The organism is Amycolatopsis sp. NPDC051061 (assembly GCF_040682935.1).
Taxonomy (GTDB): Bacteria; Actinomycetota; Actinomycetes; order Mycobacteriales; family Pseudonocardiaceae; genus Amycolatopsis.
The window spans coordinates 14,922-38,014 of record NZ_JBFBBZ010000074.1 but is presented as its reverse complement, the minus strand read 5'-3'; the positions used below and the strand labels follow the sequence as shown (position 1 = coordinate 38,014).

22 protein-coding genes and 2 pseudogenes are annotated in these 23,093 nt (G+C 68.1%); 9 read left to right on the top strand and 15 right to left on the bottom strand.

Going from position 1 to position 23,093, the window contains the following annotated elements:
• The coding region (locus AB0N03_RS48400) for an alpha/beta hydrolase (protein WP_364387607.1) at positions 1-753 on the top strand (753 nt) is incomplete at its 5' end.
• Positions 754-971: 218 nt separating this feature from the next.
• Here AB0N03_RS48400 and AB0N03_RS48395 read toward each other — a convergent pair.
• The 3 genes from AB0N03_RS48395 to AB0N03_RS48385 form a co-directional block, all read right to left on the bottom strand.
• Positions 972-1,958 (bottom strand): NAD(P)/FAD-dependent oxidoreductase, encoded by a 987-nt coding sequence (locus AB0N03_RS48395; RefSeq protein ID WP_364387605.1) that lies wholly within the window; start codon positions 1,956-1,958, stop codon positions 972-974.
• A gap of 200 nt (positions 1,959-2,158) precedes the next feature.
• Entirely contained in the window at positions 2,159-2,965 is an 807-nt protein-coding gene (locus tag AB0N03_RS48390) for a DUF1684 domain-containing protein (protein ID WP_364387603.1), read from the bottom strand.
• Positions 2,966-3,072: 107 nt separating this feature from the next.
• Entirely contained in the window at positions 3,073-3,816 is a 744-nt protein-coding gene (locus AB0N03_RS48385) for a sulfite exporter TauE/SafE family protein (protein ID WP_364387601.1), read from the bottom strand.
• Positions 3,817-3,995: 179 nt separating this feature from the next.
• On the opposite strand from AB0N03_RS48385, the gene AB0N03_RS48380 reads away from it, so the two are divergent.
• Positions 3,996-5,396 carry an MFS transporter gene (locus tag AB0N03_RS48380; protein ID WP_364387599.1) on the top strand — a complete coding sequence of 467 codons (1,401 nt, stop codon included), beginning with the start codon at positions 3,996-3,998 and terminating at the stop codon, positions 5,394-5,396.
• Positions 5,397-5,506: 110 nt separating this feature from the next.
• Positions 5,507-5,863, top strand: coding sequence for a hypothetical protein (locus tag AB0N03_RS48375; RefSeq protein WP_364387597.1), 357 nt, complete (start codon positions 5,507-5,509; stop codon positions 5,861-5,863).
• On the opposite strand, the gene AB0N03_RS48370 is transcribed toward AB0N03_RS48375, so the two are convergent.
• Entirely contained in the window at positions 5,855-6,436 is a 582-nt protein-coding gene (locus AB0N03_RS48370) for an XRE family transcriptional regulator (protein WP_364387595.1), read from the bottom strand. The two genes, AB0N03_RS48375 and AB0N03_RS48370, sit on opposite strands and share 9 nt — an antisense overlap.
• A gap of 157 nt (positions 6,437-6,593) precedes the next feature.
• Here AB0N03_RS48370 and AB0N03_RS48365 point away from each other — a divergent pair, with 157 nt between their 5' ends.
• The 3 genes and pseudogenes from AB0N03_RS48365 (at position 6,594) to AB0N03_RS48355 (ending at position 8,004) form a co-directional block, all read left to right on the top strand.
• Entirely contained in the window at positions 6,594-7,010 is a 417-nt protein-coding gene (locus tag AB0N03_RS48365) for a peptidase inhibitor family I36 protein (protein ID WP_364387593.1), read from the top strand.
• A gap of 165 nt (positions 7,011-7,175) precedes the next feature.
• Positions 7,176-7,682: pseudogene (locus AB0N03_RS48360) on the top strand (hypothetical protein); the annotation flags it as partial.
• A gap of 109 nt (positions 7,683-7,791) precedes the next feature.
• Positions 7,792-8,004 carry a hypothetical protein gene (locus AB0N03_RS48355; RefSeq protein WP_364387608.1) on the top strand — a complete coding sequence of 71 codons (213 nt, stop codon included), beginning with the start codon at positions 7,792-7,794 and terminating at the stop codon, positions 8,002-8,004.
• Between the two features lie 112 nt (positions 8,005-8,116).
• Here AB0N03_RS48355 and AB0N03_RS48350 read toward each other — a convergent pair whose 3' ends face one another.
• The 3 genes and pseudogenes from AB0N03_RS48350 to AB0N03_RS48340 all read right to left on the bottom strand — a co-directional run bounded on the left by AB0N03_RS48350 (position 8,117) and on the right by AB0N03_RS48340 (position 11,189).
• Positions 8,117-10,012, bottom strand: a complete 1,896-nt coding sequence (locus AB0N03_RS48350; protein ID WP_364387591.1) for a S8 family serine peptidase — start codon at positions 10,010-10,012, stop codon at positions 8,117-8,119.
• 184 nt (positions 10,013-10,196) lie between these two features.
• Positions 10,197-10,394, bottom strand: a pseudogene (locus AB0N03_RS48345) (helix-turn-helix domain-containing protein); the annotation flags it as partial.
• 132 nt (positions 10,395-10,526) lie between these two features.
• A complete protein-coding gene (locus AB0N03_RS48340) occupies positions 10,527-11,189 on the bottom strand; it encodes a TetR/AcrR family transcriptional regulator (RefSeq protein WP_364387589.1) in 663 nt (220 codons plus the stop codon).
• Between the two features lie 106 nt (positions 11,190-11,295).
• Here AB0N03_RS48340 and AB0N03_RS48335 point away from each other — a divergent pair, with 106 nt between their 5' ends.
• Positions 11,296-12,099, top strand: coding sequence for an SDR family oxidoreductase (locus tag AB0N03_RS48335; protein ID WP_364387587.1), 804 nt, complete (start codon positions 11,296-11,298; stop codon positions 12,097-12,099).
• A gap of 17 nt (positions 12,100-12,116) precedes the next feature.
• Positions 12,117-12,485, top strand: coding sequence for a helix-turn-helix domain-containing protein (locus AB0N03_RS48330; protein ID WP_364387585.1), 369 nt, complete (start codon positions 12,117-12,119; stop codon positions 12,483-12,485).
• Between the two features lie 405 nt (positions 12,486-12,890).
• Here AB0N03_RS48330 and AB0N03_RS48325 read toward each other — a convergent pair whose 3' ends face one another.
• The 8 genes from AB0N03_RS48325 to AB0N03_RS48290 all read right to left on the bottom strand — a co-directional run bounded on the left by AB0N03_RS48325 (position 12,891) and on the right by AB0N03_RS48290 (position 21,979).
• On the bottom strand, positions 12,891-14,120 hold the full coding sequence (locus AB0N03_RS48325) for an ABC transporter permease (RefSeq protein ID WP_364387583.1): 1,230 nt from the start codon (positions 14,118-14,120) through the stop codon (positions 12,891-12,893).
• Positions 14,117-14,797, bottom strand: coding sequence for an ABC transporter ATP-binding protein (locus tag AB0N03_RS48320; RefSeq protein ID WP_364387581.1), 681 nt, complete (start codon positions 14,795-14,797; stop codon positions 14,117-14,119). The genes AB0N03_RS48325 and AB0N03_RS48320 overlap by 4 nt, the downstream gene beginning before the upstream one ends.
• Positions 14,794-16,059 carry a peptidoglycan-binding protein gene (locus tag AB0N03_RS48315; RefSeq protein WP_364387579.1) on the bottom strand — a complete coding sequence of 422 codons (1,266 nt, stop codon included), beginning with the start codon at positions 16,057-16,059 and terminating at the stop codon, positions 14,794-14,796. Before AB0N03_RS48315 ends, AB0N03_RS48320 begins: the two co-directional genes overlap by 4 nt.
• A 52-nt stretch (positions 16,060-16,111) precedes the next feature.
• Positions 16,112-17,026 (bottom strand): hypothetical protein, encoded by a 915-nt coding sequence (locus AB0N03_RS48310; protein WP_364387577.1) that lies wholly within the window; start codon positions 17,024-17,026, stop codon positions 16,112-16,114.
• A gap of 532 nt (positions 17,027-17,558) precedes the next feature.
• Positions 17,559-17,879, bottom strand: a complete 321-nt coding sequence (locus AB0N03_RS48305; RefSeq protein ID WP_364387575.1) for a hypothetical protein — start codon at positions 17,877-17,879, stop codon at positions 17,559-17,561.
• 468 nt (positions 17,880-18,347) lie between these two features.
• Positions 18,348-19,583, bottom strand: coding sequence for a hypothetical protein (locus AB0N03_RS48300; RefSeq protein ID WP_364387573.1), 1,236 nt, complete (start codon positions 19,581-19,583; stop codon positions 18,348-18,350).
• Between the two features lie 242 nt (positions 19,584-19,825).
• Positions 19,826-21,094, bottom strand: coding sequence for an alpha/beta fold hydrolase (locus tag AB0N03_RS48295; protein WP_364387571.1), 1,269 nt, complete (start codon positions 21,092-21,094; stop codon positions 19,826-19,828).
• A gap of 75 nt (positions 21,095-21,169) precedes the next feature.
• Entirely contained in the window at positions 21,170-21,979 is an 810-nt protein-coding gene (locus AB0N03_RS48290; RefSeq protein ID WP_364387569.1) for an EamA family transporter, read from the bottom strand.
• A gap of 152 nt (positions 21,980-22,131) precedes the next feature.
• On the opposite strand from AB0N03_RS48290, the gene AB0N03_RS48285 reads away from it, so the two are divergent.
• Positions 22,132-22,983, top strand: a complete 852-nt coding sequence (locus AB0N03_RS48285; protein ID WP_364387567.1) for a LysR family transcriptional regulator — start codon at positions 22,132-22,134, stop codon at positions 22,981-22,983.
• Positions 22,984-23,093: the final 110 nt, after the last annotated feature.

Below are 23,093 nucleotides of genomic sequence, written 5' to 3'. Positions count from 1 at the left end.
GTGGGCAACGGGAACCCGCTCCAGTGGTACCTGGGCGTCCTGATCATGACCTTGGCGGTGAACAGCATGGACGGCGGCGATGCCAACACCTCCGAGGAAGCGCTCGACTCGGTGTCCCGCACGGCGTTCGGCGTGCCGGCGGCGCAGCTGACCGTCGCCGAAGTGGCGAAGACACTGCCGGAACTGGAGTCCGATTACACCAAGATCACCGGCACCCGGTTCGCCGTCGCCTGCGGTGACCAGCCGACCAAGTCCGCGGCCTGGTACAAGCAGCTCAGTGACCGGCAAGGCCCCAAGTATCCCCTCTTCGGCTGGAACTACGGCCTCAGCGAAGTCTGCGGCTTCTGGTCCGACGCACCGCGACAGGAACTGCCCAACCTGCCCGCCGAAGCGGCGAAAAACGTCCTGGTCGTCCAGGGCGAGTTCGACCCCCAGACCGGCTACGAGCAAGCCAAGGCCGCTTCCCGGGCGGCCGGGGTCCCCCTGGTGTCGGTGGAGGATTCCCCGTTCCACGGCCAGTACGCCATCGACGGCAACCCGTGTGTCGACGGCCTGGTGAACACCTTCCTGGTCAAGAACTCCCGTCCGGGCAACACCACCTGCCCGGGAATCCCGCTGCCGAGCGAGGACGTCGTGCACCCGGTGCCCGGCCCGCTCGACGGGGCGCATGGGAGTACCACCACGCGGATCGACGACCGGCTTTCCGGCCTGCGTAGCGAGGTCCGGAAGACGCTCGGCAACCTCGCCTGGTGACGCTGCCGGGGTGGCTGCTCCCGCCCGGAGAGCAGCCACCCCGGTCACGTTCCGGCCGGGCGCCGCGCCAGTGTTTCAGCAGAGGACCTACGTCAGGCACCCGCCGAGTATCCCGCCTTCCAGGCGTGCGGCACCACGGCGTCCTCCAGCGGCGGCCAGGTGTTACCCGCAAGAACAAGAGGTTCCCGAACGGAACCACCGGAATTCGGAGCGGCCGCTCAGTTCCCGCCCGCTTTCACGGCTCGCTCGGCGTCTTCGATGGTCAAGCTGGCGTTGAGCGTCGCGGCCGCGGTGACCCCGGAGGCCGCCGCCTGCATGACCCCGGCCGTCACGTCCATCACATTGCCGGCCACCCACACGCCGGCAACACCGGTGAACCCGGAGGGATCGGCCTCGACCTGCTCACCGATCCCGAGCGGGTGCTCGATCGTCTTGACGCCGAGCGAGTCGAGCAGCTCGTGCCGAGACTCGAACCGCGGGCCGACAACGACGACCGAACGAACATGCGTCTCGCCCGACTTCAGCCGGACCCCGGTGATCCGGTCGTCGTCGATCTCGAGGGACTCGATTTCACCACGTACGACCGTGATGCCGCGGGCCGCGAGCTGGGCGAGCTGCTCCTCGGCCGGTTCGGGCGCGCTGTGCAGGAAAAGGATCACATCGTCGCTCCACTGCCGCCACATCAGCGCCTGCATGGCGGCGCCCGGTCCTTCCCCCAGGATCGCCAGCGGCTGGTCCCGGTGCTCCCAGCCGAAGCAAAACGGGCAGTGGACGACGTCGTGCCCCCAGCGTTCGCGCAGGCCCGGGATGTCCGGGTACCGGTCGACCAAGCCGGTGGTCACCAGGACCCGGCGGGCCACATGCCGTGCGCCGCCGCGGGTCGACACCACCAGCCGTCCGTCGTCGAGCCGCGTGATGCCGTCCACAGTGTCCTCGACGATCGTGCCGCCGTAGCCACGCACCTCCGCCCGGCCCCAGGTGAGCAGCTGCAGCGGCGGCGCGCCGTCCCGGGTCAGGTACCCGTGCGCGTGCGCCGCCGGTGCGTTGCGGGGCTGCCCCGCATCGATCACGACAATCGAGCGGCGCGCGCGGACCAGTGTCAGCGCCGCACCAAGACCGGCGAGACCACCCCCGACGATCACGACGTCGAGCGTGGTCTCGTCCGAACCGGATTCCGAAAGAGCATTCGTTGTTGGGTCGGTCATGCATCCGACTATCCACAGCGGACCCGCAGATCGGCAACCAAAGTTGCCAGATGCGCAAACGGCCGGGGTGGCCTGCGGCGAGGGCGACGTGGCCGAGATCTGCGACGTGGCGGATCGCCGCTATCCGTCAGCAGGCCCTGCGGCCCGACGTCGAACCGCAGGGCACCGGGCCGCGAGGCCCATTCGGCAGGCGCCGGCTGTCACATTTCCTTTTCCCGGGGGATCTTCTCCCCCGCCTCGACCGCGAACGGCAGCCGGTTGCGCGGCGGTGCCGCCGGGCAGACCGGGACGAAGTCCGAGAACGCGCACGGCAGGTTGTACGCGCGGTTGAAATCGAGGGTGACCGTGCCGTCGGCGGCCGGCGCGTCGATGTTCAGCGCGCGGCACAGCGGGTAGGTCGTGACTCCACTGGTCGCGTCGGCGAACACTGTGTTCAGGCCCGCGGCACCCTGGAGCACGAGCAGTTCGTGTTCCTCGCCGCCGTACTCGAACCGGATCACACCGGGGGTGTCGTGTTCGTGGCGCCGCCAGCCCACGCTGTCCAATGTGACCGACTGCAACTCGCCGTGCGGCTCGAACCGGCCGGTGAGCACCCAGTCCGGGTCGGGCTCGAAGGTGGGCACGCCCTTGAAGTCGTGGCGCTTGGGCGGATCCGGCTCGTAGCCCACGATCATGTACAGCTCGCGGTAGGTGATGCCCACTTCGACGTCACCGGCGGCGACGCGCACCTCGTCGTCGATGCCGACGAGCGAGAAGCTCTTCTCGGTCGTGAACTTCTCGTCGCCGTACGCCATTTCCAGGCCCTGCGGGTCGATGTGCACGTTGTCGCCGTCGTGCCACCACAGTCCGGGAATTCCGTCGTAGGCGCGCGGGGTCGAGTCCAGCCAGTTCATCGACACGGCGGCCAGCCAGCCGAACGGCCGGCCCAGCCACTGCTCCCAGCCGTCCCGCCACGCACGCCAGTCGGCGGTGTAGGTCTCCACGTCTTTCACGTCATTCTTCGGCACGGCGCCACCTTCCGTTTCGGGTGTTCTCGGGGCCATCGTCATGACGTCGCCCGAAACCGGCAATGCAAGTTGCGAGGATGGCAAATACTTCCCCGGCGGCGATGCGGTCAGGAAGAAAGCTGGCTCACGAAAACGAACCCGCCCAGGACGACCAGCAAGATCGCGAAGGCCCGCCGCAGAAGGACGCCGGACGCGTGCCGCGCCACCAGTTGTCCCACGAGAGCACCTGCCACCGCGGCACCGGCGAACGGCGCCACCACGGACCAGTCGGGCGCTCCGGCACCAAGATGGGCGACCAAGGCCGTGGCCGAGTTCACGGCAATCACCACCAGCGACGTACCGACGGCCGTCGCCATGTCGAGGCGCAGGGCGAAAACCAGCGCGGGCACGGCGAGGAAGCCGCCGCCGACGCCGAAGAGACCGGTGAGCACCCCGACGACGAACCCGGCGAGGACGACCCGGACTCCCGGGTGCCGGCCCGCCTCGTCGCCCCTCGGACCGGGCGCTCCCCGCCAGGTGGTGCCGGCGGCGACCAGGACTACCAGCGCGAAGCCCACGAGGAGCGCCCGGGCAGGCAGCCCGGCAGCAGCCAGGGAGCCCAGGACCGAGCCGACGATCCCGGCGCCGCCGAACCCGGGCACCGAGCGCCAGTGCACTTGGCCCGCGCGATGGTGTGCCGCGACACCGGCGACCGCAGCGAGCCCGACGATCAGCAAGGACCCGGTAGCCGCCTGGGCGGGTGCTTGCCCGAGCACGTAGACCAGCGCGGGCACGGCCAGCACGGATCCACCACCCCCGAGCGCACCGAGCGCGACGCCGACGACAAAGCCGAGCACTGCGGCCGTACCCAAGGCACCCGCCTCCTCCACCACCGGGCGGACCTCACCTCGAGGACCGCCGGCGAAACGTACGTACATCCGGCTCGGTGCTCCCACGTTCTTTGCGGAAGTGGCAACTTGCGTTGCTCATGTACTGCCCTTCGCCGCAGAGTCGGTCCAGCACGACGAAGTCGAAGGACAGTGAGGACGAGATGACTCTTTCCGATGCGGAAGCCGCTGAGATCGGCTCGCGGACCCGGGCGAAGATGCCGTGGGCCGGTGTCGCGATGCTGAGCCTGCTGCAGCTGGTGCTGTCGGTGGACACCAGCGTCGTGAACGTGGCGCTGCCCCAGATCCAATCCGCGCTGGGGTTCTCCCCTACCGGTCTGAGCTGGGTCATCACGGCCTATGCGCTCGTCTTCGGCGGCTTGGTCCTGCTGAGCGGCCGGATCGGCGCGATCATCGGACCGCGCCGCGCCCTGCTGATCGGGACGGCGATCTTCGTCGCCGCGTCAGTGCTCGGCGGCCTGGCGTCATCCCCGGGGATTTTGGTGACCGCCCGAGCCGCCCAGGGCGTCGGCGCGGCCCTGGCCGCACCGAGCACGCTGGTGCTGATCATCGGGATCACCGAACCCGGCGCGCAGCGGTCGCGGGCAATGTCCTTCTTCGTCGCGGCGCTCGGCAGCGGTGCCGCGATCGGGCTGGTGCTCGGCGGGGTGCTCACCACCACGCTCGGCTGGCGCTGGGTCATGTTCGTCAACGTCCCGCTCGGCCTGTTCGTGCTGGCCGGTGTGCGGCTGACGGTTCCCCGGCTGCCGCGAACCGTCGCACGGCTCGACCTCGCCGGCGCGGTCTCGTCGACCGCGGCGATGGCGGCGCTGGTCTACGGCCTGACGTCCGCCGCGTCCGATGGTTGGAGCAGCGCGAAGACCTTCGGCTCCTTCGCCGTCGCGCTAGTGGCGCTGGGCCTCCTGATCGCTGCGGAACGGCGGCACTCCAACCCGGTGCTGCCCCTCGGCTTCTTCGGCCGGATGCGGTCGGCGGCACCGTTCCTGGCGATGCTGCTGATTCCCGCGGGACAGTTCGGCTTTCTGTACTTCGCCGCGTTGTTCACCCAGGACGTGCTCGGCTACAGCCCCCTGCTGACCGGTTTGGTGGTGCTGCCGTTCACCGCCGCTTTGGTGCTCGTCAACGTGGTGGTGCCCCGGCTGGTGGCTCGCTGGGGCGAGCGGGTGACGGGTGGTGCCGGGATGGCCGCATTGACCCTCGGTCTGCTGTGGATGTCCCAGCTCCACACGGGCAGCACGTTCACCGGCGGCTTGCTCGGCCCGTTCGTCGTGCTGGGGGTCGGCGCGGGTCTCACCGTCGCGCCACTGACCAGCGTGCTGCTGGCCCAGGGACCGGCCGAGCAGCTGTCCGCGGCGTCGAGCCTCAACCAGGGCGTGCAGCAGCTGGGCGGCGCGGTCGGCCTGGCCGCCCTGACCACCGTCTTCAGCGCGGCCGGCGGCGGCGTGGAAGGCATCACCACGGCCCTGCTGGCGGGAACGTTGTTCCCGGCACTGGCCTTCACGCTGTTCACGATCTGGGCCCGCCGGATCGGCGACACCCGCTGACGGTCGCCCAGCTCGGATCCAGCCGGTCAACCGGGAATCGAGTTCCCCGGCCCTCACTGTCGTCGCGTCCGGTCATCACCACGCCTGCGTGCGGTCCGTCGTGGATGCGGGTGACCGAACACCATTCGTCCGTGGTGTGCGCGAGTTCCGGCTTCCCCGGCCCGCAGATGACCGTCGGCACCGAGCCCAGCGCCCGGGTGAGCACGGAGGCGTCGGTGAAGAACGACATCGCCCGTGGCGCGGCAGCCGGTGACCGCACGAGCCACCTCGGCCACCGACGTCACCCAGGTGCCGGCCGGGTCGGTCCACACCGGGGGCAGGTCGACGATCGGCGTCAAACTCACCCCGGGTCCGGCACGCTCGCCCAAGTGAGCGCGGATCACGTCGTGCTCCTGCCCCGGAACGCTCCGCACGTCCACCCGCGCCTCCGCGTGAGTGGACAGTCCGAAGTGCTCGGCTCAGCGTGACCGGGCGCGCAGGTGAGGCCGTTCCCCCTGCTGACCGAAGATGATCAGGATCTCCGCCGCGCGCTCACCGGCGTTCGCGATCGCGTGCGGGACCCGGGTGTCGAACTCGGCCGCCTCTCCCGCGTTCAGCTCGAAATCCTGGTCGCCGAGCGCGAGCCGTAGCTTCCCGGTCAGCACGTACAGCCATTCGTGCCCTTCGTGCACCTGCTGTTCCAGGCGTTCCGGCAGCTCTTCGGCCACCGGCAGGAGCTGCTTGAAGGCGTTGAGGCCGCCCGGTTCACGGGACAGCGGCACCCAGACGACACCGTCCCGAGTGACCGGCCGCGGATGAATCCGGGGATCCCCCGTCGAGGGCGCGCCGACCAGGTCGTCGAGCGGAAGGCGGTATGCCCGCGCGAGCGGCAACAGCACCTCCAGCGTCGGACGACGCTGACCCGACTCGATGCGCGACAACGTGCTGACCGACATCCCGGTCAGCTTCGCGACCTGGCCCAGCGTGTTGTGCCGCTGCTTGCGGATCGCGCGCAGGCGGGGGCCCACCGCGTCCAGAGTTCGGTCGAGATCGTCTGACATACCGCCAGTCTGCGCCCGCGACCGGTTTATCTCCACTTTTCGGCCACCATGGCCGCATGGCAGCCACCCCACCGGACACGTGGTTCCCGGAAGGAAGTTGCCCACCTTGCCGGTAACGTGGTATTTCGTGTTATAAATTCGCGATACCAGCAATAGGATGCGGACGGAAATTCCGGTTCGCGTCGAAATTATCGGAGGGTCGATGCATCGCGCACTTCGACGTACGGTTCTTGCGCTTTCCCTCGCGTTCGCGATGAGTGGAACGCTGACTCTGTCCACCGCTTCGGCGGCACCCGCCGCCGAGCCGTGCGTACCCGGCGGCGCCGATTGGGTGTGCCTCTACGACAACGCCGACTTCACCGGTCAGTTCTGGAGCCAGCCTGCTGTCGGAACTTTCTGGCTGGCCCCGAGTTTCGACAACCGCGCTTCGGCGGTGGTCAACGCGAGCGACAAAGACCTTTGGCTCTACAAGGACGGCTTCAACCGGGGTGACAGCGTCCGCCTCGCGCCGGGCCAGCGCTGGGTCGCTCCCCCGGATTGGGACAAGCAGCTGACTTCCATGTTCCTCAATTAGCGGAAAGTCCGCCATCCTCAGACGTCGAAGCCGGGCCGGCGTGGTTCGTCCCCGGCCCGGCTTTGACTTGCGTCCCACGATTACGACCGCGGTCCAGCGATCGACCCGCGAGAACCGTCCGACCCACTCCCGCGGCGTGGGGAACATGTCCTTCGACGACATCAGGTGGGCGGTGGGCACGCTCCAGCCGGCGTCCTGCCGGTAGCCGGACTCGCCGTAGAGCCGCATCGACGACCCGATCGTCTGCGTGAACCAGTACACACTGATGTTCGTCAGCAGCTGATCCTTCGTGAAACGGCGTTCGACGTCTCCGTCGCAGTCGCTCCACCGGCGGAACTTCTCCACGATCCAGGCCGCGTGCCCCGCGGGAGAGTCGAAGGCCGGCGGCAGGTCACCGAGGCGGTGCACCGCGCGGGCGGCCGCATCTTCATCCAGATCATGCACGCCGGCCGGGTCGCCCACCCCGCGAACACGCCACACGGGCGGCAGCCGGTCGCGCCGTCCGCGGTCCGTCCCGAAGCGGAGATGCCGACGGCGTCCGGTCCCCAGCCGATCCCGGAGCCCCGGGCCCTCACCACGGACCAGGTCGCCGCCACGGTTCAGGACTTCCGGAAGGCCGCCGCCGCGGCGATCCGGGCCGGCGCGGACGGCGTGGAGATCCACGGGGGCTACGGATTCCTGGTGCAGCAGTTCCTCGCCACCGACGCCAACCGGCGCACGGATCGCTACGGACGACTCCCTGGCGCGGACGATCCGCCAGGCCTGGCCGGGCACACTGGTCGTGAACCGGCCGGGTGCCGACCTGGCCACCAGGGTCGCCGATCTGGACAACGGCCTGGCCGACCTGGTGACCGTCGCGAAGCTCGCGCTGGCCAACCCCGATCTCGTCGAGCGCCTGCGCGAGTCGACTCCGCTGAACGAGCCCGATCCGGCGACGTTCTACGGGGGCGACGCCGTCGGCTACACCGACTACCCGGCGCGGGAAAGCAAGTAGCCGTCCCGGCGCCCGCGAGACCTCCGTAGCCGGTGGCGCAGAGGGCGACCCGCTACGAAGCCGGCCAGGAGAGCGTGCTGCTCCCCTGGCCGGCTCCGCTCTGGGTGGCTCCTTACCTGGGCTGCACACCCAGCGCGGCCAGCGCCGGGCCGGCCATGATCACGCCGTTGCCCGTCACCGTGTCGAACCCGGGCGTGCCCAGGTCGATCGCGCTCGACACCAGCGCGGCGCGGATCTGCGCCGGGGTCGCCGTCGCCTTGCCCGACAGCAGCAGCGCCGCGATCGCCGCCGCGTGCGGAGCCGCCGCCGACGTCCCGAAGAACGGCTGGAAGCCCGCCACCGACGTCATCACCCCGTCGGCCGCGGTGATGTCCGGCTTGCTGCGGGTCGTGCCGCCCGTCGAAGACACGTTGCCCGGCGTGACCGCGGTGCCGTCCGCGTTGTAGAACAGGTGGCGCTTGCCGTCGGAGGAGAAGCGCTCCCACTTGCTCGCCGCGCTGAACTGGCCCGGGTACGGACCCGCGGGGTTGGCCGGGTCACCGGGAGCCAGCGGCCGCGTGAACGCGCCCGCCGCCGGGGCCGCCGCCACGCTGAACGCGCTCGCCGCCGCCGAATGGCCGCTCGTGACACCGTTGGTGCTGAACGCCTTGAGCGAACCCGAAGCCACGAACCGCCCTTCGTTGGCGCCGACCGCGATGAACCGGTCGGCACCGCTGAACTTGACGACGGCGATCCGGAAGCCGGACCCGCTCGGAACCTGCGCGATCTCGAAGGGGTTCTGTGCCCCGGTCTGGCTGTTGTCGCTGGATGCGACGACACCACCGGAGGAATTCAGGACGTAGAGGTCGTAGTCGTTGGCCGACTTGCCCCACGGGTCGGACCAGAACAGCGTCACCGGGAAGCCGGAAAGCATGGCAGGGTCGAAGTTCTGCGTGGCGCTGCCCGGGTCGAAGTCGTGCGGGACACCGTCCACGCCGGTGATCCTCGACGACGACGCGCGGAAGTCACCCTCGTAATAGCCGCTGGTGCCATCAGTCAGGTTGCCCGAGTTGCCCGCCGACGAGAAATACAGGACACCGGCCGCGGTAACGTCGTTGACCGCCTGCGCGACCTGCGTGTCCTGAAACGGCGACTCATCGAAGTACGCGACGTCGTCAACGATGATCCGGCAATGCCCGGTCGTACGCAGCGCGCGGATATTCGCCGCGAAACTGGCCTCGCTGGCGAACGCCGACGCGAAACCGAGAGTCGCGTTCGGCGCGAGATCGTGAACGATCTCGAGCATCGCCGTACCCTCATCACCACTGCCCTTCTGACCGGACAAGACATCCACCGCGGGCAGCTCACCGGCGGCCTGCGACTTCGCGAGCGAATCGACACCGTCGGACAGCACACAGACCTTCACACCAGACCCACTGACACCGTAAGTGGTGCGGGCGGTGTCGGTGCCGTGCGCCTTGTCCCCTTCCGACACCACAGTCGCGGCCACGGCCTTCGCGGCAAGCACCTGACGCAGGTCGCGGTGGCCCGCCTTGCTCCAGGTCGTGGCCTGCGCGGCCGGCTTGACCTCAGCGACGTCGGCGCGCCCGGCGATCGCGTCCAGGGCGGACAGCGGCAGGTCAGCACGAACGGCGCCGTCCGGCGCGGCGTAGCGGACGGTGCCGCCCGCCGCCTCGACGGCGTTCGCAACGGTCTTGCCGTAGGCGGCGATGTCGACCGAGACGGTCCCGGCATTACTGACACCGACACCCGAGCGGTACTCCGGCAGCTTCGCGGCCAGAGACCGGTCAGCCCGCAACCGCTTCTCCACCACGAGCTGGCTCGATTGCTTGCGCTCGGCCGGGGACAGGTTCTTCTTGATGCCCTGCAGCGCGCTGATGCCCGCCTCGGTGCGCGCGGTCGCGGCGTCCACCGCGGACGGTTGCGCCGCGGCGACCCCCGTCGACAGCAGCAGGGCTCCTACCGTCAGCGGAACCGCGTGCGCGGCGACCCGGCTGAATCTCACCATCGATGTCTCCCCTGTGGTCTTCGGCTATCCGGCCGAATGTGACCCAATCGGAAGTGATACAAGGAAAACCTAAGGAAACGCCGCCCGGCGGTCCACCGACCAAAGTCGGGAACGCACGGGACATTACGGCTCACCGGGAAGTCGGGTGTACGGCAGGTAACCATTACGGCGTTCGCCTGGAAGACTATTGGCGAGGTGAAGCCAGTACCCGCAATTGCACCAGCATCGCGAACCGTTGATCGGAATCACCGAGATCCCCCTGGCCGATCTCGGCGACGCGCCGCAACCGGTATCGGAACGTATTCTGGTGCACGGCGGTCGATTCGGCCGCCGCGCCGATGTCTCCGAATGCCTCCAGCCACGCGCGGAGGGTCTCGACGAGGCATGGACTGTGGCGGCGCCGTTCCCGTCGTCACCGAGCAGACCGCGTTCGTCGAGCGCCACCCCCAGCACCAGGAGCGGTTGCGCCGAAAGCCCCAGCCGCTCCAGTGCCGACAAAGGGGCGTCGGAACCGTCAGGCGTTCGTTCCCGGCAACAACTGATCCACCTCGGCCTCGAAGAGCAGATCGGCGTCGATGCCCATCCGCTCGAGCACACCGTTGAGCTCGAGGCTGATCACACCGCTGAGCCGCGTCCAGATCGTCAGCGCGTGCAGCACCACTTCCCGTGGGTAGCCTGGCCCGGCTTGCGAGGCCGAAGGCATCGCGGCCTCGAGCGCTCCGGGGCGCGGCAGCTCGGCGACCAGCAGGCAGATCGCGTGGAACGGTCTCCGCGCGGGCGACACCACCGCGTCCGCTTCCGAGATCCGGTGGTCCCCCAAGATCCCCTGGATGATCCGGTACTGGATCGGATGGTCGACCGCCCACGCCCGGGTCACGGCGAGCAGCCGCCGCAACCGCTGACCAGACGGGAGACCGACCGTCTCGGCCAGCGTTCGCTCGGTCAGCGACGCATTGGCCTCGAAACTCTCGGTGATGAGCGCACGGACGAGCTCCTCACGGGAGGGAAAGTACCGATACAACGCCGCGGGGGATAACCCCAGGCTCTGCGCAATGCCGGTCATCGAGACGGCGGCGAGGCTGTCCTCGGCGATCTGCCGGTAGGCCTGCGCATGGATATCGGCCACCAACGCGGCACGCAACCGGTCTCGTCGGCTGGACCCGGTCTGCGCTTCCACCCGTCGAACCATACCTGTGTGACCACCATCACCAGTGTGTTGCTACCATTACAAAGTGAAGGGGTCATAACCTTCCTTTGCTCACCCTGTTACCGAGAGGATCACGATGGACACCAGCGCCTTCACCGACCAGGTCGTACTGATCACCGGCGGAGGCGGCGCGCTGGGGGCGGCCGTCGCGCGACGGTTCGCCGCGGCCGGAGCCACCCTTGCTCTCGTCGGGCGCACTCTCGAATCCCTGGAACGCGCGGTGGCCACCCTGCCCGGCGACGCGAAACACCAGGTCTTCACCGGCGACGTGACGGACCCCCAGGCGATCGAGGCGACGGTCGCCGACGTGGTCTCGACGTTCGGCCGGCTGGACGTCCTGGTCAACGGCGCCGGGCGCGTCGCGCAGGGCACCGTCGAGCAGATCGACCTCGGCTCATACCGCGAGATGATGGCCACCCACGTCGACGGCATGTTCTACACGTCACGGGCGGCTCTCGAACCCCTGCGCGCCCACCGCGGCTGCATCATCAACATCGGCTCGGTCTCCGGACTTCGCGGCGACTGGGGTCAAGCCGCCTACAACGCCGCCGAAGGGGCGATCACCAACCTCACGAGAAGCATGGCGCTCGACCACGGGCACGAGGTCCGGGTCAACTCGGTTCACCCTGGCGCGATCATCACCGACGCCATGACCGAGCAGGCGTTCGCGGACGGCTCCCCCATCGCAGCGGCGTGGAACGCACGCATCCCGATGGGCCGCGTCGCCCGTCCGGAAGACATCGTCGGCGTGGTGGCGTTCCTCGCAAGCGCTGAAGCCCGCTACGTCAACGGCGCCTGCATCCCCGTCGACGGCGGCCTCACGGCTTCGAACGGACAGCCTTCGCTACCGGCCATTCTGGGCGACGTCATACTCAAATGACAAGTCGAGCAGAAGAAATGGCCAGTACTCGGGAGACTCGGCAACAACTCCTCTACCAGTCAGTGCTCGATCTCTTGGCCAACAAATGGACCCTGCCGGTCATCTGCGCGCTCGAGGGAGGTCCCGAACGCTTCGGCGAACTTCAGCGGAACCTCCACGGCGTAAACCCGAAGGTTCTGACCCGGACTCTCCGCAGGTTGCAGGAGTTCGGAATTGTCGAACGCGTCGTCTACCCGTCGGTACCCCTCCGCGTCGAATACTCCTTGACCGAACTCGGCCACAGCTCGACCGGACCGCTGCAAGCGATCCTGTCATGGACGGAAAACTTGTTGGCCGATTCCGCGGCCCCGAGCCGGCGTCCCCGCGATGAACAACTGATCTCCTGATCTCCCGCTCACAGGTACTCCTGCGGGTTCGGGTAAGCGGCATCCTGGTCCGGGTAGTTCAGGTAGAGCGGGCGCGTGATCGGCACGCCGGTCTGGCTCGTTTGCTTGGCCAGCGTGTAGGTGTACGGAACCAGCGCCTCGCGCAGGCGCAGGAATTTCTCCGCGCTGTCGCCCGCCGCGCGAACGCGAGCACGCCCAGGTCGTCGTCAGGAGCTGACTCCAGGGCGTGCTGGGTCGCGACGTCGAGTTGCGCCCGTTCGGCGAGGCGCCGCGAAGACGGACGAATCCTTCTCGCGCGCGGCACACATCGCATAACGTGCCGTGCAGCTTATAGCGGTGGCTGTAGGGCGCGAGCTTGTCGTACAGGTCCAGGTCGAGCCGGTGGCCACGCAGACGGCCACCCGGTCAGGTTCCCGATCGCAGGGCGTCCACCGGTTGCATGCGTGCCGCGCGCAGCGCGGGGTAGAGCCCGGCCAGCAGGCCGACGACGGCACCCGCGGCCGGGGCGCCCGCGGCGAGGGTGAGGTCCAGCACCGGTGTCCACTGCCGTCCGATCGAGATCGCGACGACAGCCAGGATTCCCGAACTGGCGCCCACTATCCCGCCGATCAGCCCGACGACACCCGATTCGGCGAGGAACTGCGCGGCGATGTGCCGGCGGGACCCGCCGAGCGCGCGACGAAGCCCGATCTCGCCGGTGCGTTCCATGACCGTCACCAGGGTCACGTTCGTGATCCCGAGCGCACCGACGATCAACGACACCAGACCGAGCACCACGAACAGACTGTCGACGTCGTGCTGCACCCCGCCGCGCAGGGCCGCGGGATCCGGCGGCGCGAGCACCTGAAGGGAGTCGTGGTCACCGGGGCTCAGCGCGATGGGCGCTTGCCGGGCGATCAAGGACGCTGCCCCGAGCTCGGTTCTGATCAGCACCGCGGTCGGTACTCCCAGCTGCAGCCGATCCTGCCCGGTCGTGTACGGGACGAGCACCGCGGTGTCGAGGTTGTGCTGTTGACTACCTGCGGTGGACTCGAGCACCCCGATGACGGTGAACGGCTGGTCGTCGACGAACACGGCGGGCCCCTCACCCAGGTCCGTGACGCCGAGCAGTTGGGCCGCCGAACTGCCCAGCACCACGACCCGGTCGCTCCGGGCGATGTGACCTTCGTCGAAGTACCGGCCTCGGGCCACCTTCGAGTCGGCGGCTGCCGGGAGGTCGGCCGTCGTGCCGACAGCCGGCAGTATGCGGTCAGTCACCGTTGCCGGGTCGTGCAGATCGTTCGCCCGGACACGAGCGTCGGAGATACCGTCGGGCCTCGAGACAGCCGCGGCGGCGCGGACGCCGTTGAGCCGGGTCAGGTTCGGCAGTGCGTCCCACGCCACCGTGGGTGGCCGGCCGGAGTCGGCCTGGCCGGGAACCCTGACGGTCACGCTGGTCGCGGTGACGGCGTCGAAACGGCCGGCGATCTGGTTGCCCGCCGTCTCGGCGATGCCCAGCGTGATGACGAGCGTGGTGATGCCGACGATCGTGCCGAGCATCGTCAGCACAGTCCGCAACGGCCGGGAAGCGACGCCGGCGAGGGCTTCGTCGAACAGATCACGCACTCCCAGCACGGGCCGCAAGGGGGATTTCATCCGGATTCCTCGGACAGACGGCCGTCTTCGATGCTGATCCGCCGCTCGGCACGACGGCTGACGTCGTCGTCATGGGTGATCACGATCAGGGTCACGCCCTGCTCCTTCAGGTCGTCGAACAGGTCGAGGACCGCTTCGGTGTTGGCGCGGTCAAGGTTTCCCGTGGGTTCATCGCACAGCAACAGCGCCGGTTCGCCGAGCAGAGCACGGGCGATCGCCACCCTCTGGCGTTCGCCGCCGGACAGCCGATCCGGCCGGAAACCCACACGGTGGGCCAGCCCCACCCGGTCCAATGTGGCCTCGGCACGCCGGGCTCGCTGCGTTCGGTCGCCGCGACGATAAAGTTCGGCCATCGCGACGTTTTCGGCGGCGCTGCGGTAGGGCAGCAAGTGGAAGGACTGGAACACGAAACCGATCTTGCTGCCCCGGAGCGCGGTGCGTTGCCCATCATCGAGCCGCGTGGTGTCGACCCCGTCGAGCAGGTAGGTGCCCGAATCGGGCCGGTCGAGCAGCCCGAGAATGTTGAGCAGGGAGGACTTGCCCGACCCCGACGCTCCGACGACGGCGAGGTAGTCGCCGGTGGAGACTCGCAGGTTCACGTCACGAAGAGCGTGCACGGGGGGATCGGAGTCGTAGACACGCCCGACATCGCTGAGCTCCACCACCGGCGGGGTCATGAGCTGCCTACGACCACGCGGTCGCCTGCGGCGAGCACACCACCGCCGGCGGGGGTGACCTTGACCAGTCCCAAGGTGGTCAGGCCCAGCGTCACGAGCACGCTCTCGGTTCGCCCGCCTGCCCGCTGGACAACCACTTTCGAGGTGCCGTCCGCACCGGTCGACACCGCGGCGACCGGGACGACGAGAACGGCACCGCCGGTACTGCCGACCTCGATGCCGATCTTGACAGCCTGGCCCGAGTACGAGGCCAAGGCGGCCGAATCCTTCGGTACCAGGCGAAGCGCTGTCGAAGTCCCGCTGGGCGCGGTCGGCGCCTGTGCCGCCCCCGAAGCCGGCTTCGCCTCCTTGGTATCGCCGTCAGCCGCGCCGCCCGTGACAGCGCCGGATGCGGCCGACGGCTCGGCATCGGGGCCCACCGCTTGCAGAGACGCCGCAACGGTGGTGCCGTCATTCGTGGTCAGCGTCGCCGGCATACCGGCATGCACCAGGGAAGCATCGGCGACCGGCAGCCGGCCCTGCACGATCACCTCAGGCGCGGTGATCGTGCCGATCGGTGTGGTGGATGGCGCACCGGCCTTCGCGGTCACGGTATCCAACCGCGCCGGGAGCTTCGGCAGGAAGATGATCTCTCCCGAAGGGACACTCGGCGCCGTCTCGGTGGTGACGGACGGCCCGGGAGTGCCTCCCGCCACCCCGTCGGCGTTCTCGGACGGCTTCGCTCCGCCCTCTGACGACGCACCGGAGGGCGTCGCCGGGGCCTGCGGCACGTCGTAGCCGGCATGGGAGTACCACTTCTTCACCGCGTTCATGGTCGCGGAGTCGAAAACACCACTGTGGAGCTTGCCGTATCCCAACGCGGTCAATCCCACCTGCAGTTGTTTGACGTCATCACCTTTGTCCTGGCTGGTCAGTGCCCGATACATCGGAACGAGGCCTTGCAACACGAACACCGGCCGTCCACTGATCTCCAGCAGCACGTCCCCTGCTTTCAGCACCGTTCCGGCGGCCGGCACTTTCGTGATGATCTGGCCGCCGGCGCCCGCTTGCGACCCGACCGTTCCCGCGAGGGTCAACTGAATCGATCTGTCGTACGTGACAGTGCCCTGGGCGGTGACCGTGCTGGTCAAGACTCGGCTCACCACCGGCGCGGTGATCAGCGATGGCGCCGGGGCCTGGTGCGCGGCCGCAGCGGCGGCCGGCGACTGGACCTGCGTGCCGATGAGCCAGCCCGCCGCCCCGGCCGCGACGGCCACGGTCACCAGGAGCGCGATCGTGCGCTGCGGTTTGGACGGCCGCTTTCCCGGGGCCATGTCAGCCCTGGCCGGTCTTCATGAGGTTCTCGACGAACGGCTTGGCGATCACCTCGTAGGCTTTACCGCACTCGAGATCGTCCAGCGCCATCTTGATCTCGTCGGCGAGTCCTTGCTTGGCGGCCGCTGCATCGATGTTCGCGCCGTTGGCTCGCGCAGTCTGGAAAAGGCCGGAAGCGGCGAGCTGTACTGTGTTCTCGACGTCTCCGGGAGCTGTACTCGTTACGGTGTATCCACCGTTCTTCAGGCACGACGCATAGCCTTGCGCGGCCTGAATCGCCTGCTTGTCGGATCGGAACGCTTCCACAACCTGCTCTGCGGTCGCGGACTTGGCCTGCTCCTCGGCAGGGTTGCCGGCCGGAACGGAACCGTGAACCTTCGTGTACGAGTCCTGGTAGCACCCACCCGTGGTGCTCTTACCCTGTCCCGGCACGGGGGTCCCGTTCAGGGTCACTTCATAGACCTTCCGCTGGGCCGGATCGAGATCCTTCTTGATGGCCTCATTGGGACTCGCGGGCCCCATGTCACGGCGGGCGACGTTGGGATCGTTCGGGAAGATAAAAGCCGAAAAGTATCCGAAACCGTATTTTTGACGCAGTTCCTTGAGTTGCCCATAAGGAACCAAGGCGGGGTTTCGATGAACCGGCGACGCCTCTCCATTGGCAGGCTGCTGCGGAGATGGAACGTAATTGAATCCGTGCGCTTTCATACAGTCCGCGACCAGATTTTCCACTCGGGCCGAATCGGCGATTGCCTTACCTTCAGCAGAGCTCCCGACAGGAGCCGTCGGCACCGGACCGCCCTGCCCGCTCGAACTGGCTGCCCCGTCGGCATTACCCGCACCAGCACCGCATCCCACCAGACACACCACGGAGAGGACCGCGGTGACGGCCATGGACAAATTGTTCTTCGACATCTTACTCCTTACCTGAGAAGTTTCGACACACTCTGGTTCAACCAATACGAAGCGACAGGCTCAAGCTCTCGGAGAACCTTCATCCACAGTGCCTGCCGATGGTGCGTACGAGCGACAACCCCCACGCGTTGAGCCATCCATCGAGAAAGCTGCGGTCCAGATCACGGGTCATCAGGTTGCGGCGCCGGGGACGACGCTTTTACCACTGCCGCACCTGCGCACAAAGCACGACGACGACAAGAGCGACAATATGTCTTCGCACCCCTACTTCCTCCTGGGAAGCAATCGACTCCCCGTTACCGGACCGCGCCTTTTGTTCGTATGCCGTAGTACGTGCGAAGTCCCGGAAAAGTTGCACCCGGGCCGATGATTTTCTGCAAGGCGAGCGCCGCCGGGCCGGGCCAGTGGTCAGCACGCCGGAAAGCCCAGCCCGGGTTGCCCCTTCGGGCACAATCGCCGTACGAACGTACGCGCTCTGCAAGCCGCTTCGGCTGCTTTGGTGGCCACTGTCGGCGCGGAACGAGCACCCGGTTCACGACGAGCTGCGGTATGCGGGCTCCGCCTGAACATCGTGGTACTCGAAGTCGACGCCGGGTACGGGCAGGACGAGGATAGCAACAGAGAGGTGGAGTACCCGCTGGCTCGGGTCGACGAGGCCGCGTTCGTCGCGAAGACCCCCGCCGAGCGGTTCTTCGCCGGGCTCGGCCGCCACGGGCTGGCGTGCGCACGACCGGCCATCCTGGCGGTCACCGAAGCCGGAGAGGAACGCGTCCGGCTCGGGCGTTGCGCCGAACCGCTGACCGCTCGTGCGACCCGCGGATCGTGTGCGGTGGCAGTGCGAAGGCTGGCTCACCGCCCGCGACTCCGATCGGCCGAGCGCCGGGATCGTTCGGCTGCGCCTTGACCCCGAGGAGGTCGTCGGCGGGCAGGCGCTGCAGCTGCAACTCGGGTCGATGGCCGCGACGCCGACACTGCCGAACGTGCCGGCCGTGGCCGGGTCGGCTGCCCGTTCCGTCGCCCTCTCTGGTGCCGCCTCGCCCACCTTCGACGGTTGTGCTCGACGCCGTCGGTGACGTCGTCCGGTGCACCGAGCGCGGTGAATTCCGCTACCCGCCCACCACGGTCGCGGTCGACGGTAATTCACCACACCGGGCCCTCAGGGGGCGGGCCCGTGGCTCGTCCACTCGACTCTGCCTGGCCGGAGCAAGCGGCCGCTCGTGCGCATCCAGGTGGTTTTGGAAGGAGCTGAGGATGACATCGCGTTGCTACTCCGGGCAACCGTCGGCGCCGATCCACAATGGACCGTAGAGGGCGACTACAGCTAGCGCTTGACACGGGCCCGGACCGCGAGAACAGCGAGAGCCAACAAGACCGGGCCCACGAACCGGGCGATCATGACTGTCCAGGCGCCTGCTTCGGTCAGCTGCTGACCGGAATCCCGGAACACGACAGCGCCCATCGCGATCCGCAGTGACTGATCGATCCGTGGCCAAGTTCCGACCTGCGTGGCGGGCAGGCCGACAGTGAAGAGCAGCACGGTCACCATGGAGAGGAGTACGCACATCGCGGCAATCGCCCGCCCGGCGCGCTGCCCGTACCCGGAGAGCAGCCAGTAGGCGCGCAAAATCTTTCGCTCGGCCCAGGGGGTTCCGGGGTATCGGCGTCGTGCTTCCATTTCACCGTAGTAGAAGTCACCGGCTCCGGCTTCGTTCTTGCTGTCCTCGAGAGCTTTGCGCAGCGATCGGTACAGACCCGCGACCCTTTCCACGGGAACCATCGCGTGATCGGCGACGAAGGGGTGCCTGTCCATAGTCCAGCGCTCCAGATACTCCTCGGCCAGCATTGTCCGCTGAGTCACCGGCCAGCGGACAGTCAAGCTGTCAAACCAACAGTTCCCTTCGAAGCGAAGCTGGTCCAGACGGTGAGCGCCGGCGAACAGACACCAGCGCAAATCGACGTCCACCAAAACGAGGTTGCTGACGTCGGTTCCGCGCAACGACACCAGCGCCGCCACTCCTATCATCCCCGAGTCTTGCCGCTGCTTGTCCCAGGCGGGATACCAAGCGAGTCTCTCCATCGCCGAGGGGTCGCCGACGCCGACGTCCATGATCGTCGACGGAGCACCGAGAAGTACCCTCTCCGCGTCAATCAACGCGCTGTTCACCCGCAGAGTCACTCCCTTCTCGAACCGAGTCGCCACACAACTCACCCAGGCGGCCTGCACTTCGATGTCCACGCCCCGCGTGAACGTCGCGCCATCGAGAACGAGCCGATGAGCGATCAGCGGCCCGAGCTTGTCGACGTTCTCGAAGTTTGCTCGAGTGAAGTTCAGGTCACCGAAATGACCGACAGCTTCCACCAACTCGGCCATGAGCTCCTCGCTGAGGAAAACTCCGCGGGCATCGACATCCGCACCCGGATCGAGACGGCTGAGGAAAAGGGACCGGTCGGTCTCGCTGAGGTGAGCGAGGCACTGGTGGAATCCCTCGACCCGGATGCCGGGGCACGGCCCGTCGGGGACGTCGCAAGTCGGCCAGTCAACGAGCACGTGCGCCACCGAAGTTCCGCATGCCGCAGTATAGGAGCTGATCGCCGGGCGAACGTGCCGCGGTGCGGGACCTCTGCCAACGGGTCGGCCTGGCTGCCTGACCACTGATCGGATGAGGGTAACCCCATCGGGAGCCACGTTGCTGCTGGTCAGGCATAGTTTTTTCGGCGGATGCTACGGCGACCCATCAAGGGCTCCTTAGCGTGTACTCATCCAGATTCGGGTAGGTACGTGGCGGTTCGTGTTCCGCTTCAGATCTGGCCGTGCAGCATTCGCAGCAGTTGGTCGAGGACTCGTCCGCTACTGGCGCGGAGCCCGTCGTGCTCGTGCTCGTTGGTCGCCCACAGCCGCAGGCCCCTGATGGTCTCAGCGGTCTGCAGCGAGTAAGTGGCATCGACGTACATGTCGTCGAGGTAGACGGCGGCGGCCACGGGGACTTCGTTCGCGGCCAAGCGCTGCGGATCGTAGAGGTCGGGCCAGTCCCCGCGGGCGAACAGCACCTCGGCCGGCTCGCGCAGGGGCGCGAGACAGGGTTGGTCGAATTGGGACGGGTAGGTCATCTCGCCGGTGAACAGCACCGGGTCGTCCCCGGCCAACGCCGTGCGCGCGTCGAACTGGGGGAACTCGCCGCGCACCCGCTGAGCCGCCCAATTCGGCGCGCCGGTGCCGCGCTGGGCGTAGGTGAGTTCAAGCATGAGCGATTTCAGCGGCAGTTGGGCGTAGCTGAGGAAAGCCGCGGCGCGGGCGAGGAAACTGTCGGACAGCTCCGCTCCGGCCCAGGTGTCTTCGAGAAGGTAGTGCAGCACGTCCGCGCCGTCGCTCATGCCGAGCATCAACCCGAGCGACTGGAAGGCCTCGACGGTGAGCAAGGATCCGTCCGGCATCGACGCCGGGCGCTCGATCAGGTGCGCGGCAATGCGGCGGACCGAGGCGGCGTCCTGCGGGTACCGGCGGTAGTACGCGGTGTTCTTGCGGTGCACGCGCGGATAGGCCGCGCGGTAGACCGCGGCGGGGGTGACGCGCAAACCGGGAAGACCGCCGGTGATTATCGCCTCGCGCAGGCCCTCGGGCGCGAACGAGAGATAGGTGACGGTGCACATGCCGCCGAAGCTCTGGCCGAGCACCGACCACGGTTCGCCGGTCAGTTCGCGCCTGATCAGTTCGGCGTCGCGGACGATGGCGTCGGCGCGGAAATGGGTGAGGTAGTCGGCCTGCGCGGCGGGCTCGCCACGGGCCGGGAGCGTTTGACGGGTGATCGGACTGGAGCGGCCCGTGCCGCGCTGGTCGAGCAGTAGGACGCGGTAGTCGTCGAGTGCGCGGTCCAGCCAGGAGTCCCGGCCGACCGGACGCGGCGGCAGCATGCCGGAGCCGCCTTGCAAAAACAGCAGCCAGGGAAGCCGCTCGCGCTCGCGTCCGGTGGCCACCACCTCGCGAGCGTAGATCTCGATGTGCTCGCCATCTGGCTGATCATGGTCGAGGGGGACGGAGAAGAGATGATCGGTCAGCGTGACACCGGGCATGGAAGGCTCCTTTGCGGAAGTGGAGTGATCTTGATAGGGCACTGCTTCGGCGTACGTTGAGCACCCATCGCGGCGTCAAGCGCGCCTCAGCTTTGTGAGGATGCTGATGGCGTTGGCCGCGATGATCGCCGCGATGCTCAACCAAGCGGCCACGTCGAGCTTCTGTCCCAGAACGAGTACGCCGACGGCCGCGGCAAACACCGGGTTGACGCTCATGAACAACCCGAACGCCTCAGCGGGAACGCGGCGCAGCGTGAACACGTCCGCGAGGAACGGCAATGCGGAGGACAGGATTCCGGCCGCGACAGCCGCACCGACCGCCCCGGCGGAAGGCGTGTGGTGCACCACGACGCCGGCTCCGATGGGCAGGTAGACCAAGGCGGACAGCCCCGCCGCGGCGGCCGTGCCCTGTGCCCCGGGGATGCGCTGCCCGATGGAACGGTTGAGAAGGATGTAAGCGGCCCAGCAGGCAGCGGCGAGCAGGGCGAGCCCCATGCCGAGGTAATCGGCGGTGGGGCGCGGGCGCATCAGTACGACGACTCCCGCCACGGCAAGTACGGCACAGCCCAGGTCCACGCGTCTGCGCGAGCCGGCCAGCGCGATCGTGAGGGGACCGAGGAACTCCAGGGTCACCGCCAGGCCGAGTCCGATCCGGTCGATCGCGGTATAGAGCGACAGGTTCACCACACCGAAGACGGTCGCGAGCAGCAGCACCGGCCCCCACTGGCGCCGCGTGAAGGACCGAAGGCGGGGCCGACCGACCAAGAGCAGCGCCGCCGCCGCGACGCACTGGCGGACCGCGACGACGCCGACAGGGCCGAGCACCGGGAAGGCCAGCGACCCGATCGCGGCGCCGAGCTGGTTCGAAAGGCCGCTGGCGAGCATCGTGCAGACCCCGGCTACAGGCACGGCGCCAGGCTTCGTGGGCAGGACGGCGAGGTCTGCAGGGCGAGTGGGGTCTGCGTGCATGCATCGATCCTGCGCCGCGATGGAGCATGCGCAAAATGCATGGAACGGGTCGGCTATACGATTTGGTTATGGATGTCGAGCTGCGTCAGTTGCGCTGCCTCGTCGCGATCGTGGACGAGGGCACGTTCACCGACGCCGCGATCGCTCTGGGGGTCTCACAGGCTGCGGTCTCCCGCACAATTTCGGCGCTCGAGAAGCGCCTCGGCGTACGGCTGCTGCGTCGTACGTCCCGCGAAACCTCGCCGACTGCGATCGGACTACGCGTCGTGGCGCACGCCCGGCGCGTGCTGAGCGAGGTCGACAACCTGGTACAAGAAGCAACATCGGGCCACGTCGAACTGCGTATCGGCCACTCCTGGTCGGCACTCGGCCGACTCACACTCCCCTTTCAACACCGGTGGCGGGAATCGCACCCGGAAACGCAACTGCACCTGCTTCGCATCAACTCCCCGAGCGCCGGCCTGGCCGAGGGCACCGCGGACCTTGCGGTCATCCGTAGGCCGCTGGAGGACCGCCGCTTCGCCGGCGCCATCGTGGGTCTGGAAGCACGCTGGTGCGCGATGGCCGCCTCCGACCCCTTGGCGCGGCGCCGCTCAGTGCAGCTGGCCGATCTCAGCAGCCGCGTCCTGCTCGTCGACCGGCGCACCGGAACGACCACCGCGGATTTGTGGCCCGCGGACGCGCGCCCCGCGGAACAGGAGAGCCGCGACATCGACGACTGGCTCACGGTCATCGCCACCGGCCGCTGCGTGGGGGTCACCGCGCAGTCCGTCGTTGACCAATATCCCAGGCCCGGCATCGTCTACCTGCCGGTACGCGACGCCGAACCGATCGCCGTACGACTGGTCTGGTGGCGCGACGACCCCCACCCGGCCACCCGCACCGTGCTCGAGCTTCTTACCGGGCTTTACCGCACATGACCGGTCAAGCGTGCTTCGAACATGCGAGCAGTACAACCGGCCCTGAACGACGGCGAACAGTCGAGTGATCGCACGTCTGCGTCCGCTGTGACTTCCACGTATCACCGCCC

Bases quoted from the DNA above. Each gene is read 5' to 3' on its own strand.
- AB0N03_RS48290 (WP_364387569.1), bottom strand. From the start codon at position 21,979: ATGCTCGCCAGCGGCCTTTCGAACCAGCTCGGCGCCGCGATCGGGTCG.
- AB0N03_RS48370 (WP_364387595.1), bottom strand. From the start codon at position 6,436: ATGTCAGACGATCTCGACCGAACTCTGGACGCGGTGGGCCCCCGCCTG.
- AB0N03_RS48395 (WP_364387605.1), bottom strand. From the start codon at position 1,958: ATGACCGACCCAACAACGAATGCTCTTTCGGAATCCGGTTCGGACGAG.
- AB0N03_RS48325 (WP_364387583.1), bottom strand. From the start codon at position 14,120: ATGAAATCCCCCTTGCGGCCCGTGCTGGGAGTGCGTGATCTGTTCGAC.
- AB0N03_RS48295 (WP_364387571.1), bottom strand. From the start codon at position 21,094: ATGCCCGGTGTCACGCTGACCGATCATCTCTTCTCCGTCCCCCTCGAC.
- AB0N03_RS48365 (WP_364387593.1), top strand. From the start codon at position 6,594: ATGCGGACGGAAATTCCGGTTCGCGTCGAAATTATCGGAGGGTCGATG.
- AB0N03_RS48330 (WP_364387585.1), top strand. From the start codon at position 12,117: ATGGCCAGTACTCGGGAGACTCGGCAACAACTCCTCTACCAGTCAGTG.
- AB0N03_RS48350 (WP_364387591.1), bottom strand. From the start codon at position 10,012: ATGGTGAGATTCAGCCGGGTCGCCGCGCACGCGGTTCCGCTGACGGTA.
- AB0N03_RS48380 (WP_364387599.1), top strand. From the start codon at position 3,996: ATGACTCTTTCCGATGCGGAAGCCGCTGAGATCGGCTCGCGGACCCGG.
- AB0N03_RS48335 (WP_364387587.1), top strand. From the start codon at position 11,296: ATGGACACCAGCGCCTTCACCGACCAGGTCGTACTGATCACCGGCGGA.
- AB0N03_RS48320 (WP_364387581.1), bottom strand. From the start codon at position 14,797: ATGACCCCGCCGGTGGTGGAGCTCAGCGATGTCGGGCGTGTCTACGAC.
- AB0N03_RS48310 (WP_364387577.1), bottom strand. From the start codon at position 17,026: ATGTCGAAGAACAATTTGTCCATGGCCGTCACCGCGGTCCTCTCCGTG.
- AB0N03_RS48285 (WP_364387567.1), top strand. From the start codon at position 22,132: ATGGATGTCGAGCTGCGTCAGTTGCGCTGCCTCGTCGCGATCGTGGAC.